This window comes from Sinosporangium album, from assembly GCF_900100605.1.
In the GTDB taxonomy this organism is placed as follows: Bacteria; Actinomycetota; Actinomycetes; order Streptosporangiales; family Streptosporangiaceae; genus Sinosporangium; species Sinosporangium album.
This window is the reverse complement of record NZ_FNCN01000002.1, coordinates 70,444-86,690: the sequence shown is the minus strand read 5'-3', so window position 1 is coordinate 86,690 and position 16,247 is coordinate 70,444. Positions and strand designations below refer to the sequence as shown.

Genomic DNA, 16,247 nt, shown 5'->3' with positions numbered 1-16,247 from the left:
GTGGAAAGTGGGAATACTTGATTCTTGCCCATGCGCTCGGGATTTGGCAAACGTGAAACGTACATTCACATTTGCCCTGACCTGCGGAAACGCCATACGGCCGACACGGTCGACACGGGCCGACAGCGCCCGGGAAGCCCTGCCATCTGGGATTTCGGCACCGCGGAAAAACAGCTTTCGATAATTCCCGTATACGAACTCGGCCGTATATGAGAACGGCCCCCGCTCCGATTTCGGAGCGGGGGCCGTGTGGTCCTCGGGCGTCGGGCGCTACGAGAGGACGCCGTCCACCCGGCGGGGAATCCCGAGCGGATTGTCTTCCAGCAACTCCGGCGGCAGCAGCTCCGCCGGCCAGCCCTGATACGCCACCGGCACGACCCAGCGCGCGATGGCCGACGCACCGACCGAAGTGTGGGCGGGGGCCGTGGTCGAAGGCCACGGACCACCGTGGTGGACGGCCCAGCTCACGGCCACCCCGGTGGGCCAGCCGTTCCAGATCAGCCGTCCCGCGAGGGCCTTGAGCACGGGCAGCACGTCGGCGGCCTCCGCCGGATCCGCGGCGTGGACCGTCGCGGTCAGCGAGCCCGCGAGCCTCCCGAGCACCTCGGGCAAGTCCGCGGCGTCACGATAGGTGATCACGATGGCGGCAGGTCCGAAGCACTCCTCCGCGATCTCGGGCAGCCCCTCGGCGAACTCCTCCAGCCCCGCGGTGAACACCTTCGGCGAGACGGCGAGCTCCCCGTCCCCCGCGCTGCCCTCGGCAAGCACCGAAAGACCGCTCAGCCGGTCGACCCCCGAGAGGAAACCCTCCTTGATCCGCGGCGTCAGCATCGGGCCGCCGGACGACGCCGACACCGACTCCCCGACCGCCTTCAGCAGCCCCTCATCGTCGGGCACGAACAGCAGACCCGGGTTCGTGCAGAACTGCCCCACCCCCTGAGTCAGCGAGGCCGCGAACCCCTGGGCGAGAGCCGTGACGTCGCCCCGCAGCGCCGACGGCAGCACCACCACGGGGTTGGCGCTGCCGAGCTCCCCGAAGAACGGAATGGGATCGGGCCGCTCCGCGATCAGGGCCTGTACGGCACGGCCCCCCGGAATCGACCCCGTGAACCCGACGGCGGCCACCCGCGGGTGTTTGACCAGCGTGCCGCCCGCCTCGAAACCGTGGACGAGCCCGAGCAGGGCGGCGTCGGGCAGTGCCGTACGCACTGCGGCGGCGACCGCTTCGGACGTGCGCGGGTGTCCGGGATGGGCCTTCACCACGACGGGGCATCCGGCGGCGAGCGCGGACGCCGTGTCACCCCCGGCCACCGAGAAGGCGAAGGGGAAGTTGCTCGCCGCGAACACGGCGACCACGCCCGCCAACGGCTGGTTGAGACGCCGCAGATCGGGACGCGGCGGTACGGCGGACGCGTCCGCGTGGTCGATCACGGCGTCGAGGTGACCTCCGTCCACGACGACCTGGGCGAAGAGCCGGAACTGCGCCGCCGTACGGACGATCTCCCCCCGAAGCCGGGTCTCGCCGAGCGACGTCTCGGAGTCGGCGATGCGCCACAGGGTCTCCGCATTCGCCGTCAGCGCGTCGGCCACGGCCGTCAGCACGGCGGCCCGGTCGGCGGCGGACGCGGCGCGCCATGCCGTACCGGCCCTCACCGCCGCCTCGACCGCGGCGGCGACCTCGCCGTCCGTCGAGTCCGCGGGCAGGGCAAAGTGATCGGTCACTGTCTCGTCCTTCCTTCCGGCTCGCCCACCGGGCGGGCACGGTGCCGGAAGACCTGAACCGTCTCCAGGGCCTCGCCTCACCGTCCGAAACGGTCGGGCTCGGCGAGGCCCTGCGCCGGGTCAGATCTCGACGACCACCGGAATGATCATCGGTCTGCGGCGGTAGGTGTCGCTCACCCAGCGTCCGACCGCGCGGCGGACCAGACGGCGCATCTGCTGCACGTCCGCGATGCCGTCGGCCGCGGCCTCCTGCAGCGCCTTCTCGATCTGAGGGATCACGTCGTCGAAGACGTCGGGGTCGATGCCGGAGCCCCTGGCGTGGATCTCCGGACCGCCGGTCAGCCTGCCGGTGGTCGAGTCGATCACGACGACGACCGAGATGAACCCCTCGTCTCCGAGGATGCGGCGGTCCTTCAGCGCCACGTCGGTCACATCGCCGACCGAGGTGCCGTCCACGAAGACGTAGCCGCACGGCACCGCGCCCACGATCGAGGTCCGGCCGTCGACCAGGTCGACCACGACCCCGTCCTCGGCGATGACGATGTGCTCGTCAGGCACCCCAGTGAGCGCGGCGAGCTTCGCGTGTGCCCGCATGTGCCGCCACTCCCCGTGCACCGGGAGGAAGTTCGACGGACGGGTCAGGTTGAGCACGTACAGCAGCTCGCCCGCCGCAGCGTGGCCTGAGACGTGGACACGCGCGTTGCCCTTGTGGATCACGCGGGCGCCCCAGCGGGTGAGCCCGTTGATGACCTTGTTGACGGCCGTCTCGTTGCCGGGCACCAGCGACGAGGCCAGCAGCACCGTGTCGCCTTCGGCGATGCGGACCGGGTGGTCGCGGTTGGCCATGCGTGACAGCGCGGCCATCGGCTCCCCTTGCGACCCCGTGCAGATCAGCACGACGTCCTCCGGTGGCCACGACTCGATGTCGCGGGAGTCCACCATGAGGCCGGCGGGCACCCGCAGGTAGCCGAGGTCGCGGGCGACGCCCATGTTGCGCACCATCGAACGGCCCATGAGCGCGACCTTGCGCCCGTGCTGCTCCGCCGCGTCGAGCACCTGCTGGACGCGGTGCACGTGCGAGGCGAAGCACGCGACGATGATGCGCTGGTCTGAACTGTGGAAGATGTCGTCGATGACCGGGGCGATGTCCCGCTCGCTGGTGACGAACCCCGGAACCTCCGCGTTGGTGGAGTCCGACATCAGCAGGTCGACGCCCTCGGCTCCGAGCCTCGCGAAGCCTCCAAGGTCGGTCAGCCTCCCGTCCATGGGGAGCTGGTCCATCTTGAAGTCGCCCGTGTGCAGCACCAGGCCCGCGTCCGTGCGGATGGCGACGGCCAGCGCGTCGGGAATCGAGTGGTTGACCGCCAGGAACTCGCACTCGAACGGCCCGAACCTGTGACGCTGCCCCTCGACCACCTCCACGGTGGTGGGTTGGATGCGGTGCTCGACGAGCTTGCTCTCGATCAGTGCGAGGGTCAGCCGCGAGCCGACGATCGGGATGTCCTTGCGCTCACGCAGAAGGTAAGGGACGGCCCCGATGTGGTCCTCATGGGCATGGGTCAGCACCAGGGCTTCGACGTCGTCGAGGCGGTCCCTGATGTAGTCGAAGTCCGGCAGGATCAGGTCGACTCCGGGTTGATCGGGCTCGGGGAACAACACCCCGCAGTCCACGATCAACAGGCGTCCGTCGATCTCGAACACCGTCATGTTGCGGCCGATCTCCCCGAGACCGCCGAGTGCGACGATGCGCAGGGCCCCCGGCGCGAGTGCCGGAGGGAGCCCGAGGTCGGGATGCGGATGGCTCATCCCTCACCCCCCGGGTGATGTGGTGTGGACGTGCTCAAACCTTTCGTTTCCTCCCCGTCATGCGTCCGCGAGCTTTACGCCGCCCGCGATCAGGTCATCTCGCAATTCTGCGATCTGGGCCTCCGTCGCATCCACGAGCGGAGACCTCACAAATCCACCCGACTGCCCCACCAGGCCGAGAGCGGCCTTGGCCATGATGGCGCCCTGCGTGCGCGTCATGATGCCCGTGACCACGGGCAGCAGCCTGCGATGTACGGCAAGGGCCCCCGCCACGTCGCCCTCCCGATAGCGCTCGATCATCGTCGCGAGGTCCGCGCCGACCACATGCCCGACCACGCTGGCGAACCCGGCCGCGCCCACGGACAGCCAGGGCAGGTTGAGCGTGTCGTCACCTGAGTAGAAGACGAGGTCGGTCGCGGCCATCACCCGGGACCCCTCGAACAGATCGGCCTTGGCGTCCTTGACCGCGACGATCCGCGGGTGCTCGGCGAGCCGCAGGAGCGTGTCGGTGTTGATCGGCACTCCGGAGCGGCCGGGGATGTCATAGAGCATCGAGGGAAGCCCGGTCGCGTCGGCGATCGTGGTGAAATGCCGGTGGACCCCCTCTTGTGGGGGCTTGTTGTAGTAAGGCGTCACGAGCAGCAGGGCATCGGCCCCGGCGCGCTCGGCGGCTCGGGCCAACTCGACGCTGTGGCGGGTGTCGTTGGTGCCGGCGCCCGCGACGATGGTGGCGCGGTCGCCGACCGCCTCGATCACAGCGCGGAGGAGACGGCTTTTCTCCTCGTCGCCGGTCGTCGGGGACTCGCCCGTCGTGCCACTGACGATCAGGCCGTCGTTGCGCTGGTCGTCCACCAGATAGACGGCCAGGCGCTGGACTCCCTCGTAGTCGACCTCACCGCTCTTGGTGAACGGGGTCACCATGGCGGTCAACATGCGGCCGAAGGGGGCGTCGGAGGTTCGAGTCGGCGATGCCATAGTCGAACGGTACCTGTGTTCGCGGGCGCCGTGGACCCCGCCACCCCGGCTGCGGCCATCGGGGCCGTGCCGTACTCCCCCTCCTGACAGGCGCAGAGGCCGCTGATATGTGCTCGGGGGTACACAGATCAACGGCCTCTCCTTGACAATCGCCAGGGCTTACGTCGGCGTTACAGGTGGCTTACGGGTTTTTGAAGCCGGGTTTCGCCTGGGGCTTTCCATGCAAAGTTGGAACACCAAATGACCCTGACTACAGTGCGTTGTCCCCCGAATACGACAGGATTGGGCAACGTCCACAGGAAAACCCAGGGGATGACTACGTGGCCAGTTCCGACCCGATCTACCTGCGTATCGTCGAGGACATTCGACGGCAGATCAACGATGGCACCCTCCCACCCGGGGCACCGATACCGTCCCGCGCACAACTCACCCGCAAATACGGCATCGGCGAGACGGCGGCGCGGCACGCGCTCCGCGTGCTCGCCGGAGAAGGACTGATATTCGGCCTGGTCGGATCGGGCCACTACGTCAGCGAGAAGCCGGAGCGAACCGCACTCCACCGCCTGCGCTTCCACGACAGCCACCCGCCGTTCGCCGCGGACCTGCCACCCCAGGGCCGCCGCGCCACCTGCGACTGGCGCAGCGAGAACGCCCAGGCCGGCCCTGACATCGCCATGCGGCTGCGCATCGACGACCAGGCCCGCGTCACACGCACCCGTTACATTTTCCGCACCGATGGGTCCCCGGCCCAGCTCGCCGTCTCCTACGAACCAACCGAATTCACCGACGGGCATCAGATTCCGTCAGAGGGCACCGATAATCGCAAAAGCCTCATGGCCCGCCTTTCAGCACTCGGGCTCAAGGTCACCGACATTGTGGAAAGCGTCTACACACGTGTCCCAAAGCCCGCCGAGCGCGACGCCCTCGAACTTCCCTCGGGAGTGCACGTCCTTCACATCGAACGCACCCACTGGGCCGCGGACCGCCCCGTCGAGACAAGCGACATCGTGGTGCCCGGTGACCGTTTCCGCCTTGTATATGCGAGCAGCACCCCGCCCACCGCATAACCAGGGCCCCCGCGAAGGGCCGGCGACGCGAAGGCCGCACCGTCACCCACCGCAACCATGCGCACACTCACTGTCGGTGGCACCTGGTAGAACCATGACCAGCTTTCCGACCCGGAGGTCACGATGCGCGTCAAGGACATGCCTGCGTGCGACAGGCCACGAGAGCGTCTGTTCGCCGGAGGGGCGGGGGCCCTCGCCGACCGCGAGCTGCTCGCCCTTCTCCTCGGCTCGGGGTGCCGCGGCCTGAGCGCCCTCGAGCTCGCCTCCCAGCTCATCGCGCACTGCGGCGACCTGAGCGAGCTGGCCAGAGCCGATGCCCACCGGCTCCGCACCATGCCCGGCATGGGTCCGGCCAAGGCCGCCCGTCTGGCCGCCGCCTTCCAGCTTCTGCGGCGCGTCCAGGCCGCTCCCGAGCCTCACCGGGTGACGAGCTCCGCCGACCTCGCCGCTGTGGCCGCCCCTCTCCTCCGCGGCCACCGCAGGGAAAGGCTCGTCGTCGTGGTCTGCGACCCGGCCGGAGCGGTGATCCGCAAGACCGTGCTGACCGAGGGAGGCAGCGACCACACCTCCAGCCCGATCCGCGAGATCATCGCCCTGGCCCTCACCTCCGGAGGAGCCCTGTTCGGCATCGCCCACAACCACCCCAGCGGTTCACTGGCCCCCAGCGACGCCGACCTCAAGGTCACCGCCCGCCTACGCGAAGCCGCCGAAACGGTCGGTCTCCGCTTCCTGGACCACCTGATCATCACCGACCGCGCCTGGCGCCGCATCCCCTCCGGCGACTCCGATATCGACCTCCCGCCCACTCCCGCCGCCTCCGAGCGCGCCCGCGACCGCGATCGCCCCCCACGAGCGGGTGCCCCCACCACGAGGGCGACCGGCAACGAAAGGCCCGGCCGTAAGAGGAAGGCCCGTGGGACCGAGACCGGACCACCTGGAGGCATGGCGAAAGCCGGAGGCGGCGGCACGGACGGGCCCCGCCCGCCGTGAAGCCGAAACGCGACCCCCGGCGAACGACCCGGACCACCGGACCAGCAGGCCGAGGGACCGCCCGGGCGGCCCGGCAGGCGCGGGACTTGGGCCACACCACATGGAAGGAGGGGAATGGCCGAGCACGCCGGGGCAAGACGTGCCCGCGGTGAGGTCACGGCAGCCCGCACGGCCCAATGGGCGGTCCCCGGGCCTGCCGGGACCGCCCGCACCCCGGAAACGGGCGGCCCGGAGCGCGAACGGCCCGCACCGCCGCGGTGCGGCGGCAGACGGAGGCGGTGCGGGCCCGGCGGCGGTGCCGCACCTCCCGGCCGGCGCGGAACCACCCCGAAACCGGCAGGCGGATGTCTCCTGCCGGGGCATTGCGATGCCCGGTGGACCCGAGGGCCTCGTGCGGGCGACGGGACAGGTCCGCCGGGCAGGTATCGCGGCGTGCTTGGACATGGGTGCGCTCCGACCGACCGTCCGTCTCGCCGCAGCCGGTCGGTCGGAGCACAGCGTCTGGCGGCCTCGACTCCAGCCCTCCACTTCCAGGGACGAGGCCGCCACCCGGCCACCGTTCGACTCACTTCGAATGGGCCGGGAAGCCAGGGGAATCGGCTTGATTTCCACTGGTTTCCTTCCACGCACCCCCGACTATATCGACACACGTACAGGCAGGTCTAGCACTCGTACTGGTACGTTCATAGGATGTAGCGCTTTGTGAGGGTATGTCCGCTCTCATCTAGCGTGCGAGTGTGGCAGACCTAGACGGACTCAAAGAGGAAGACCTCGTACGGGACGGACCCGTCCCCGTCTACAAGCAGATCTCAGACTGGCTCGCCGACAAGATCTCCAGCGGCGACCTCCAGCCCGGAGACCCTGTACCCAGCGAGGCGCAGCTCGCCCGGCACTACAAGATCGCCCGTTCCACGGCGCGCCGGGTGGCCGAAGACCTTCGCGACCAAGACCTCGTCTACACGCGTCAGGGCCAGGGCACCTTCGTCGGCCCACCCGACACCATCCACAAGCGCCGCAAACTCACCAAGTACCAGCAAATCGCAGAGGCGATCATCGAGCGCATCGTGACCGGCAAGATCCAGCCGGGTCGGCCGATCCCGAGCGAGAAGATGCTCATCCAGGAGTTCGGCGTGGCGAAGGCCACCGCCCGCCAGGCCGTGGAGCAGCTCGCAGCCGAGGGCTGGACGAACACCGTGCCTCAGCGGGGCACCTTCGTGCTCGGTCCCGACGGCTGGCCGCGCCCTCCGGCGCCAGGAGCGATCATCCAGCCGGACTCCGGCAAAAGATCCGCCGCAGACGACACCGACCCCACAGACGCAGACCCTGCGGACACCGCCCCTGCGAATCCCGCGGACGCGGATCCCATCACCGGGGAGCCCGCGGAAGCGACGTCCGCAGCCTCGAACGCCGAAGAGGTGGATCCCGGGAAGAACAACAAGGAGGGGTAACCTTCAACTTCCATACAACGGTGTTGGGAGGTGACGATGATCCGCCAGGCGGAGCTGCTGCGCGACTTCGTGAACACCTACGACGTGGAGAGCGACGCCGACGAGATCACCTCACCTGCGGAGCTGGCGGTGTGGCTGAGAGAGCGCGACCTCGTCGGCGAGGCCGACCGCGCTCTCGACGACGACCTGCATGTGGCCACCATGCTCCGCTCCGGGCTTCGCGCGGCCATGAGCCGCGACGGCGGACCGCACACGACACTGGAGCAGGCGCTGGCGGCACTCCCCCTACGTGTCGCCTTTGACGGTGAGATCCCGTCCCTCACTCCGGTCGCGGCCGGGGTGAGGGGAGGGCTCGCACGACTGGCGGCGGCGATGGCGGCGACACAGGCCGATGGCACCTGGCGGCGGCTCAAAGTATGTGCCGAACCCACATGCCGGTGGGCTTTTCTGGACCTGTCTAAGAACCGGTCACGTTCATGGTGTTCAATGTCAATTTGCGGCAACCGCATGAAGACACGCGCTTATCGGATGAGACGCCGGGCAGCGACTGGATCGCGTCGTCCGTGACTCTGAATCACCGATACGGTGTACAGGTGCCCCCGGGATCCCCCCAACGACCCCAAGCGACCGCGCGGGCACACCGCAGGCGAAGGAGCGGGCCGAAATGGCAAACGTAGGCGTGCGGGCCGCCCGGCGTGAAGACGCCGTGCTGGTCACGCGCACCCAGATCCGTGCGTGGCGCTACGGCTACCGCGAGTTCCTGCCCGAGGGGCCGCTGGATCAGATGACCGGCCCCGCGGCGGAGGACCTGTGGTTGCGGCAGTGGGAGGAGGCCATCGAGTCCCCTCCGAGTCCCCGGCACAGAGTGCTGGTGGCAGTCGAACGCATCATGGACACCGACGCCTTCCCCGCGCTCGGCCCGGGCGGCGTCGCCGCACCCAATCCGAACCGCGGTGTGGAGCGGGTCGTCGGGATCGCCTCACACGCTCCGGCCGAAGATCCCGATCTCGACCCGGGCATCACCGCCGAAATGCTGAACCTTCTCGTCGACCCCGACTTCGTCCGCAGGGGCCACGGCAGCCGCCTTCTCAACGCGACCGTCGACCACCTGCGCGAAGACAACTACGCGGCGGTCGTCACCTGGGTCTTCGCCGACAACTACGCGATGCTCGGGTTCCTGGAGTCGGCCGGCTGGGGCAACGACGGCGCCGAACGCGTGCTAGATATGGGGCGAGTTGTCACGATGGTCCGCATGACCACGGACATTCGCTAGATCTTTCGAAACAACGGGACTTTTCGTGGCATCACCTGGACAGTGGCTCGCGGGCGCGCGCGCTCGCACCCTACCGGCGGCTGTCGTACCCGTCGCGATCGGCACGGCCGTCGCCGTCGACGCAGGACAGGCGATCTGGTGGCGGGCTCTGCTCGCACTCGTGGTCTCACTACTGCTCCAGGTGGGCGTGAACTACGCCAACGACTACAGCGACGGCGTCCGCGGCACCGACGATGCCCGAGTAGGCCCCATGCGGCTGGTGGGCTCCGGTGCCGCGTCCCCGCGCGCGGTCCTCACGGCCGCCCTCGGCTGCTTCCTCATCGCCGCCGTCGCGGGCCTGGTGCTCGTGATCGCCACCGGCTCCTGGTGGCTGCTCGCGGTGGGGGCGGCCAGCATCGCCGCCGCATGGTTCTACACGGGCGGCAACAGACCGTACGGCTACCGCGCACTAGGCGAAGTGTCGGCCTTCGTGTTCTTCGGCCTGGTCGCCACCATCGGCACGACCTACGTGCAGACCGAGAACCTGCCCTGGTTGGCCGTGGTCGCAGCGCTACCGCCTGGCCTGCTGTCCTGCGCCCTGCTGGTCGTGAACAACCTCCGCGACCGCCCGTCCGATGCTCAGGTCGGCAAGCGGACAATGGCCGTGGTGCTGGGCGACAGCCGTACCAGAACGCTCTACCTCTGGTCAGTTTTGTCACCGTTCGTCATCACCCTCGCGCTTGTGCCGTTCCACCTCGGGGCCGCGCTGGCGCTGCCGGCGGCCCTCCTCGCCGTCGGCCCGGTGAAAACCGTATGGGCCGGCACCGTCGGGCCGCCCCTCATCCCCGTCCTCCAGCAGACCGGACGACTCCAGCTCGTCTACGGCCTGCTCTTCGCCCTGGGCCTGGCCCTGTAAGGCCCCCTCGCCCTCACCAGCCCTGCCGGCGGCAGCTCGCCCTCACGGGAGATCCCGGAGGTCGGCCCAGCGAATCCAGCGCATCGGCTCGGGCACGTCGGAGCACGCGCGGAAAGCGCAGCGGACGCGACACCGGTATCAGGCCGAGGAACCGCGGAGCCGATGGGCCCGGCTTCAGGAGTCGCCGCAGGCCCGGCTGAACACCCGGAAAGAGGAAATGGTGCTCACGCGCACCTTCTCTGCCGCGGCCACCGCTGAGGCCTTGTCGGTGGCCACAGTGCTCTTGTAGGTGGAGGCCAGGCCGCTCAGAACCCCGTTGAGCGCGGGATCACCGGACTTGGCACCGGCTTCTTCCAAGCGTGCTCCCGCCTCGTGCAATTGCTTCTTCAACTGACCCGGATCGCTCGCCAGCTGGGAAATTCGCGTCAGAACGCCTTGAGCGGTCTCGGTCGCCTCGGCACATGCCTCCGCTCTGTCGAGAAACCTGCCGGCCTCCTGGATGCCGCAGCCCGAAGCGAGCAAGATCACGCACAAGGCGACCACCAGCCCAGATCCACTCCGGAGGAATCTCATTCGAGCGACCTTATACGACCCCATGCCGCGATAGCGGCCCTTCCCTCGACAGCCCCTAACCCCCCGCAAACCCACAAACCCGGGACTCCAGCCCCGCCCCATAGACGCGTGGCTCGCAGAGGCGAGCCCACGCGATCTCGCTGCCCCGCGGGCCCGACTTCCCTGGCCCCAGGCCCGCGGCATGCGATGGCCCGGCGGCCTATCCCAGGCCGAGGAGGTGCTCCAGACCCACCGTGAGGCCCGGGGTTTCGCGCACCTTGCGAACGCCGAGCAGGACTCCTGGCGTGAACGACGCGCGGTTCATGGTGTCGTGCCGGATCGTCAGGATCTCGCCTTCACCGCCGAGCAGGACCTCCTGGTGGGCGATGAGCGACGACAACCGCACCGCGTGCACGTGCACGCCGTCGACCTCGGCGCCGCGCGCGCCCGCAAGCCCGGTGCTGGTGGCGTCGGGCATCGCGCCGAGAGCCGCCTCACGGCGGGCCCGGGCGATGAGCTCAGCCGTGCGCCGTGCTGTGCCGGACGGCGCGTCGGCCTTGTTCGGATGATGCAGCTCGACGATCTCCGCCGACTCGAAGTAGGGCGCCGCGATCGAGGCGAAGTGCATCATGAGCACGGCCGCGATCCCGAAGTTGGGCGCGATCAACGCGTTGACGCCGGGGTTGTCGGCCAGCCATCCGCGGAGCTTCGCCAAGCGGGCCTCGTCGAAGCCCGTCGTGCCGACGACGGGGTGAACGCCGTGGGTGATGCACCAGTGCAGGTTGTCCATCACCACATCGGGATGCGTGAAGTCGACGACGACCTCGGCGCCTTCAAGCGCCTCGATCGGATCGTCCTTGTCGACCTCCGCCACCAGCTCCAGATCCTCGGCCGCCTCGACGGCCCGGCACACCTCGACCCCGACACGCCCGCGGGCGCCGAGCACTCCTACCCTGATCACGGCTCCCAAGGGTATACCAGCCGGCACGCGCCGCCGCCGCGCCTCATCCCCGCGAGCACCGCCGTACGGCCCCCCGGCACCGAGAAGCACCACGCCCGCTCATAAACCGCGACCGCTGGAGGGGCGCGGCCACCATGCGGTACGGCACCGCGGGCGTGGCCGACGGCCCGGCTCGGCGGCCGCCCTATCGCGGTGCGACTCGAACAGGCCGCCCAAGCCGGGCCTTCGACTCAGACCCCGACCTTGACCCCTGCGCCGTCCTTGGCCTCGACCTCGGCCTCGATCTCGGCGTCGGCGTCGGCGTCGGCGTCGATCTCGGCGTCGGCCTTGACCTCGTCAGGCGAGTCGCTGGGGGCCGCGTCGGGGTGGGCCGCGATGAACTGCTCAACGACCTCGTCGGCGATCTTGCCTCGTGCGGGGACCTCCAGCCCCTGCTCACGTGCCCATTCGCGCACGTCGGTGGTGGTGTAGCCGCGCAATCTCGGGGCGGAGTCGGCGGCCTTCTTCGACCGTGACGCCTGCTTCACCTCGCGGGCGTTCTCCAGGACTTCCTCGATGAACGCGATAGCGTCCTTCAGCCGCTTGTGGTTGGCGTCGGACAGGTCGATGGCGAAGGTCCGGTTCAGGAGTGGGAACTCCCGCCTCTCCACATCATCGCCCTCCGAGTGGTCGAGGTCGTCAACCAGTATTACCTTCTGCGCCACGTGCAGCCCTTTCCGGGTGGATCTCCGTCTGTCTGAACCGTGGCATCTTACTGGTGTTCAAGCAGAACGATCATGTTGTTGGTCCGTGTTCGGCCAAATGCGGCGTCACAGGCACCGCCCATACCACACCGCGCCGCTCGCCCGGCTCGGTCGTTCCGAGCCGGGCGAGCGGGCGGTCACGCGATGAAGGAGCTGAAATCCTTGTCGCCGTAAGGGCCGATGACGGCCAGTGTGAACGGCCTCTGCAGGACGTCGCGAGCGACCTCGAGGATCTCGTCCGGGGTCACCGCGTCGATGCGGTCCAGGACCTCGTCCACCGTCAGGAGCCGGTCGTAGACGAGCTCGCCCTTGCCGATCCTCGACATACGGGAGCCGGTGTCTTCCAGCCCGAGCACAAGACCTCCACGCATCTGGCCCTTGCCCCGCTGGATCTCGTCCTCGCTGATGCCGTGGGCGACGATTCTGGCGACCTCGTCACGGCAGATCTTGAGCACGTCGTCGATCTTCGAGGGAAGGCATCCCACGTAGATCCCGAACTGCCCGGTGTCGGAGTACTGCGAGGCGTAGCTGTACGTCGAGTACGCCAGTCCGCGCTTCTCCCGGATCTCCTGGAACAGACGCGACGACATGCCGCCTCCGAGCGCCGCGTTCATGACCCCGAGGGCGAACCTGCGGTCGTCGGTGCGGGAGATGGCGGTGGTGCCGAGCACCACGTTGGCCTGCTCGGTCGGACGGTCGAGCACACGGACGCCGGACTTCTCCGCGATCCCCGGGCCCGAGATCCTCGGCGGCACCGGCGCGGTCTCGCCCCCGAGCCTGCCGGCCCGCTCGTAGGCGGCGGCGACCAGCTCGACGACCCGCTCGTGGACGATGTTGCCCGCCACCGAGACGACCGTGCGGGTCGGCAGGTAGAACCGCCGGTAGTACTCCACGATGCGGTCGCGGCTCAGCGCGTTGATGGTGTCAACGGTGCCGAGGATCGGTCGACCGATGGGCGTGTCGCCGTACAGCTCGGCGGCGAACTGCTCGTGCACGACGTCCGACGGGTCGTCGTCGTGCATGGCGATCTCTTCGAGGATGACGCCGCGCTCGGCGTCGACGTCCTCGGGGGTGATCAGCGACGACGTCACGACGTCGGCCAGCACGTCGATGGCGAGCGGCAGGTCATCGTCGAGCACCCGCGCGTAGTAGCAGGTGTATTCCTTGGCGGTGAACGCGTTGATCTCGCCGCCGATGCCCTCGATGGCCGAGGAGATCGCCAGCGAGTCGCGGGTCGGAGTGCCCTTGAACAGCAGGTGCTCAAGGAAATGGGTGGCCCCGGTGTGCTCCGGGGCCTCGTCGCGCGAGCCGATGCCGACCCACATGCCGATCGCCACGGAACGCACGGTCGGCATGGTCTCGGTGACCACCCGCAGACCGCCGGGAAGGATCGAGCGCTGGACGGTGCCCACGCCGTCCTTCCCGGGGAACAGGATCTCTGACACTAACGCCGTCACGAGTTCCGGTCGTCCCGTCCGCTGCCGCCCCGCGTGCGGGTGCGGGTGCGCCGGGGGCGCTCCTCGGTCTCCTCGGTCTCCTCGCTCTCCTCCACGGGCGGTGCGGCCGCCTCGCCCTCGGGCGCGTCGGCCTTGGCCGCGGCCTCCTTCTCGATGACCTCGACGGGAACCAGGGACAGCTTGCCGCGCGAGTCGATCTCGGCGATCTCGACCTGGATCTTCTCGCCGACGCTCATGACGTCCTCAACGTTCTCGATGCGCTTGCCGCCGTGCAGCTTGCGGATCTGGGAGACGTGCAGGAGGCCGTCCTTGCCGGGCAGCAGCGAGACGAACGCGCCGAAGGCGGCGATCTTCACGACCGTGCCGAGGTAGCGCTCGCCGACCTCGGGCATGTGCGGGTTGGCGATGGCGTTGATCGCCGACCGGGCGGCCTCGGCGGAGGGGCCGTCGGTGGCGCCGATGTAGATCGTGCCGTCGTCCTCGATGGTGATCTCGGCGCCCGTGTCGTCCTGGATCTGGTTGATCATCTTGCCCTTGGGACCGATGACCTCGCCGATCTTGTCGACCGGGACCTTGATGGTGATGATGCGCGGCGCCGTCGGGTTCATCTCCGCCGGGGAGTCGATGGCCTCCTGCATCACGTCGAGGATCGCCAGACGCGCGCCCTTGGCCTGCTTGAGGGCCGCGGCGAGCACCGAGGCGGGAATGCCGTCCAGCTTGGTGTCGAGCTGGAGGGCCGTGATGACCTCACGGGTGCCGGCGACCTTGAAGTCCATGTCGCCGAAGGCGTCCTCGGCGCCGAGGATGTCGGTGAGGGTGACGTAGTCGCCGCCCTCGTGGATCAGACCCATGGCGATGCCCGCGACCATCTCCTTGAGCGGGACGCCCGCGTCCAGCAGGGACATGGTCGAGGCGCACACCGACCCCATCGAGGTGGAGCCGTTGGACCCGAGGGCCTCCGAAACCTGCCTGATCGCGTACGGGAACTCCTCGCGCGTCGGAAGCACCGGGATGAGGGCCCGCTCGGCGAGCGCGCCGTGGCCGATCTCGCGGCGCTTCGGCGACCCCACCCGGCCGGTCTCACCGGTGGAGTAGGGCGGGAAGTTGTAGTTGTGCATGTAGCGCTTGGTGCGCTCGGGGTTGAGCGTGTCGATCATCTGCTCCATGCGGAGCATGTTGAGCGTCGTGATGCCGAGGATCTGCGTCTCGCCCCGCTCGAACAGCGCCGAGCCGTGCACGCGCGGGATCATGTGGACCTCCGCGGCGAGCTGGCGGATGTCCTTGGCCCCGCGCCCGTCGATGCGCACGCCCTCGCCGATGACGCGCTCGCGGATGAGCTTCTTGGTCAGCGCCCGGTAGGCGGCCGCCAGCTCCTTCTCACGCCCTTCGAAGTCGACGGCGAGCTTCTCGGCGGCGAGCGCCTTCACCCGGTCGAGCTCGGCCTCGCGCTCCTGCTTGCCGGCGATCGTCAGCGCCGACGACAGCTCGCTCTTGATCGCGCCGACGACGGCCTCGTAGGCGTCGTCCTGGTAGTCCAGGAAGACGGGGTATTCCGCGGTCTCCTTGCCGGCGGCCTTGGCCACCTTCGACTGGGCCTCGCAGAGCACCTTGATGAACGGCTTGGCGGCGTCGAGCCCCTCGGCCACGCTCTCCTCGGTCGGCGCGACGGCGCCTTCGCCCACGAGGCGCAGCGTGTCCCTGGTGGACTCGGCCTCGACCATCATGATCGCGACGTCGCCGTCCTCAAGGACGCGGCCCGCGACGACCATGTCGAAGGTGGCCCGCTCAAGCTCGGGATGGGTCGGGAAGGCCACCCACTGCCCGTCGATCAGCGCGACGCGCACGCCGCCGATCGGCCCGGAGAAGGGCAGGCTGGCGAGCTGGGTGGACAGGGACGCGGCGTTGATGGCGACCACGTCGTAGAGGTGGTCCGGGTGGAGCGCCATGATGGTCGCCACCACCTGGATCTCGTTGCGCAGGCCCTTCACGAAGGACGGGCGCAGCGGCCGGTCGATCAGTCGGCAGGTGAGGATCGCGTCCTCGGACGGCCGGCCCTCGCGCCGGAAGAACGAGCCGGGGATGCGTCCCGCGGCGTACATGCGCTCTTCGACGTCGACGGTCAGCGGGAAGAAGTCGAGGCTCTCCCTCGGCTGCTTCGAGGCGGTCGTCGCCGACAGCACCATCGTCTCGTCGTCGAGGTGGACGACGGCGGAACCCGCCGCCTGACGCGCGAGACGACCGGTCTCGAACCGGATCGTGCGCGTGCCGAAGGAGCCGTTGTCGATAACGGCCTCGGCGCTGTGGACACCCTCCACGGGGGACCTCCTTAGGGTCGGTCGCCCGCATCCGGACCAGCGG

Annotated in this window: 14 protein-coding genes; 6 read left to right on the top strand and 8 right to left on the bottom strand. The window is 69.1% G+C overall.

Annotated elements, in window-relative coordinates:
- Positions 1-270: 270 nt before the first annotated feature.
- The 3 genes from BLQ73_RS02130 to dapA all read right to left on the bottom strand — a co-directional run bounded on the left by BLQ73_RS02130 (position 271) and on the right by dapA (position 4,503).
- A complete protein-coding gene (locus BLQ73_RS02130; protein ID WP_093167685.1) occupies positions 271-1,722 on the bottom strand; it encodes an aldehyde dehydrogenase (NADP(+)) in 1,452 nt (483 codons plus the stop codon).
- 120 nt (positions 1,723-1,842) lie between these two features.
- Complete coding sequence (locus tag BLQ73_RS02125; RefSeq protein WP_093167683.1) at positions 1,843-3,528, bottom strand: ribonuclease J; 1,686 nt, start codon at positions 3,526-3,528, stop codon at positions 1,843-1,845.
- Between the two features lie 57 nt (positions 3,529-3,585).
- Entirely contained in the window at positions 3,586-4,503 is a 918-nt protein-coding gene (dapA, locus tag BLQ73_RS02120; protein ID WP_093167681.1) for a 4-hydroxy-tetrahydrodipicolinate synthase, read from the bottom strand.
- Between the two features lie 320 nt (positions 4,504-4,823).
- Between dapA and BLQ73_RS02115 the strand changes: the two genes are divergently transcribed.
- The 6 genes from BLQ73_RS02115 (at position 4,824) to BLQ73_RS02090 (ending at position 10,176) form a co-directional block, all read left to right on the top strand.
- Complete coding sequence (locus BLQ73_RS02115; protein WP_093167679.1) at positions 4,824-5,570, top strand: GntR family transcriptional regulator; 747 nt, start codon at positions 4,824-4,826, stop codon at positions 5,568-5,570.
- A 123-nt stretch (positions 5,571-5,693) separates the two neighbouring features.
- On the top strand, positions 5,694-6,560 hold the full coding sequence (locus tag BLQ73_RS02110; protein WP_093167677.1) for a JAB domain-containing protein: 867 nt from the start codon (positions 5,694-5,696) through the stop codon (positions 6,558-6,560).
- 737 nt (positions 6,561-7,297) lie between these two features.
- On the top strand, positions 7,298-8,008 hold the full coding sequence (locus tag BLQ73_RS02105) for a GntR family transcriptional regulator (protein WP_093167675.1): 711 nt from the start codon (positions 7,298-7,300) through the stop codon (positions 8,006-8,008).
- Between the two features lie 36 nt (positions 8,009-8,044).
- The gene (locus BLQ73_RS02100) at positions 8,045-8,575 is read left to right on the top strand and encodes a CGNR zinc finger domain-containing protein (protein ID WP_093167673.1); all 531 of its coding nucleotides are present in this window, start codon (positions 8,045-8,047) and stop codon (positions 8,573-8,575) included.
- Between the two features lie 97 nt (positions 8,576-8,672).
- The gene (locus tag BLQ73_RS02095) at positions 8,673-9,281 is read left to right on the top strand and encodes a GNAT family N-acetyltransferase (RefSeq protein ID WP_093167671.1); all 609 of its coding nucleotides are present in this window, start codon (positions 8,673-8,675) and stop codon (positions 9,279-9,281) included.
- A 25-nt stretch (positions 9,282-9,306) separates the two neighbouring features.
- Entirely contained in the window at positions 9,307-10,176 is an 870-nt protein-coding gene (locus BLQ73_RS02090; RefSeq protein WP_093167669.1) for a 1,4-dihydroxy-2-naphthoate polyprenyltransferase, read from the top strand.
- 174 nt (positions 10,177-10,350) lie between these two features.
- On the opposite strand, the gene BLQ73_RS02085 is transcribed toward BLQ73_RS02090, so the two are convergent.
- From BLQ73_RS02085 to BLQ73_RS02065, 5 genes are all read right to left on the bottom strand, one after another.
- Positions 10,351-10,749 carry a hypothetical protein gene (locus BLQ73_RS02085; RefSeq protein WP_143020082.1) on the bottom strand — a complete coding sequence of 133 codons (399 nt, stop codon included), beginning with the start codon at positions 10,747-10,749 and terminating at the stop codon, positions 10,351-10,353.
- 199 nt (positions 10,750-10,948) lie between these two features.
- Positions 10,949-11,689 carry a 4-hydroxy-tetrahydrodipicolinate reductase gene (gene dapB, locus BLQ73_RS02080; protein ID WP_093168129.1) on the bottom strand — a complete coding sequence of 247 codons (741 nt, stop codon included), beginning with the start codon at positions 11,687-11,689 and terminating at the stop codon, positions 10,949-10,951.
- A gap of 230 nt (positions 11,690-11,919) precedes the next feature.
- On the bottom strand, positions 11,920-12,393 hold the full coding sequence (locus BLQ73_RS02075; RefSeq protein WP_093167665.1) for a histone-like nucleoid-structuring protein Lsr2: 474 nt from the start codon (positions 12,391-12,393) through the stop codon (positions 11,920-11,922).
- A gap of 176 nt (positions 12,394-12,569) precedes the next feature.
- Positions 12,570-13,889 (bottom strand): M16 family metallopeptidase, encoded by a 1,320-nt coding sequence (locus BLQ73_RS02070; RefSeq protein WP_245690720.1) that lies wholly within the window; start codon positions 13,887-13,889, stop codon positions 12,570-12,572.
- The gene (locus BLQ73_RS02065; protein ID WP_093167661.1) at positions 13,886-16,204 is read right to left on the bottom strand and encodes a polyribonucleotide nucleotidyltransferase; all 2,319 of its coding nucleotides are present in this window, start codon (positions 16,202-16,204) and stop codon (positions 13,886-13,888) included. Before BLQ73_RS02065 ends, BLQ73_RS02070 begins: the two co-directional genes overlap by 4 nt.
- Between the last annotated feature and the right edge of the window lie 43 nt (positions 16,205-16,247).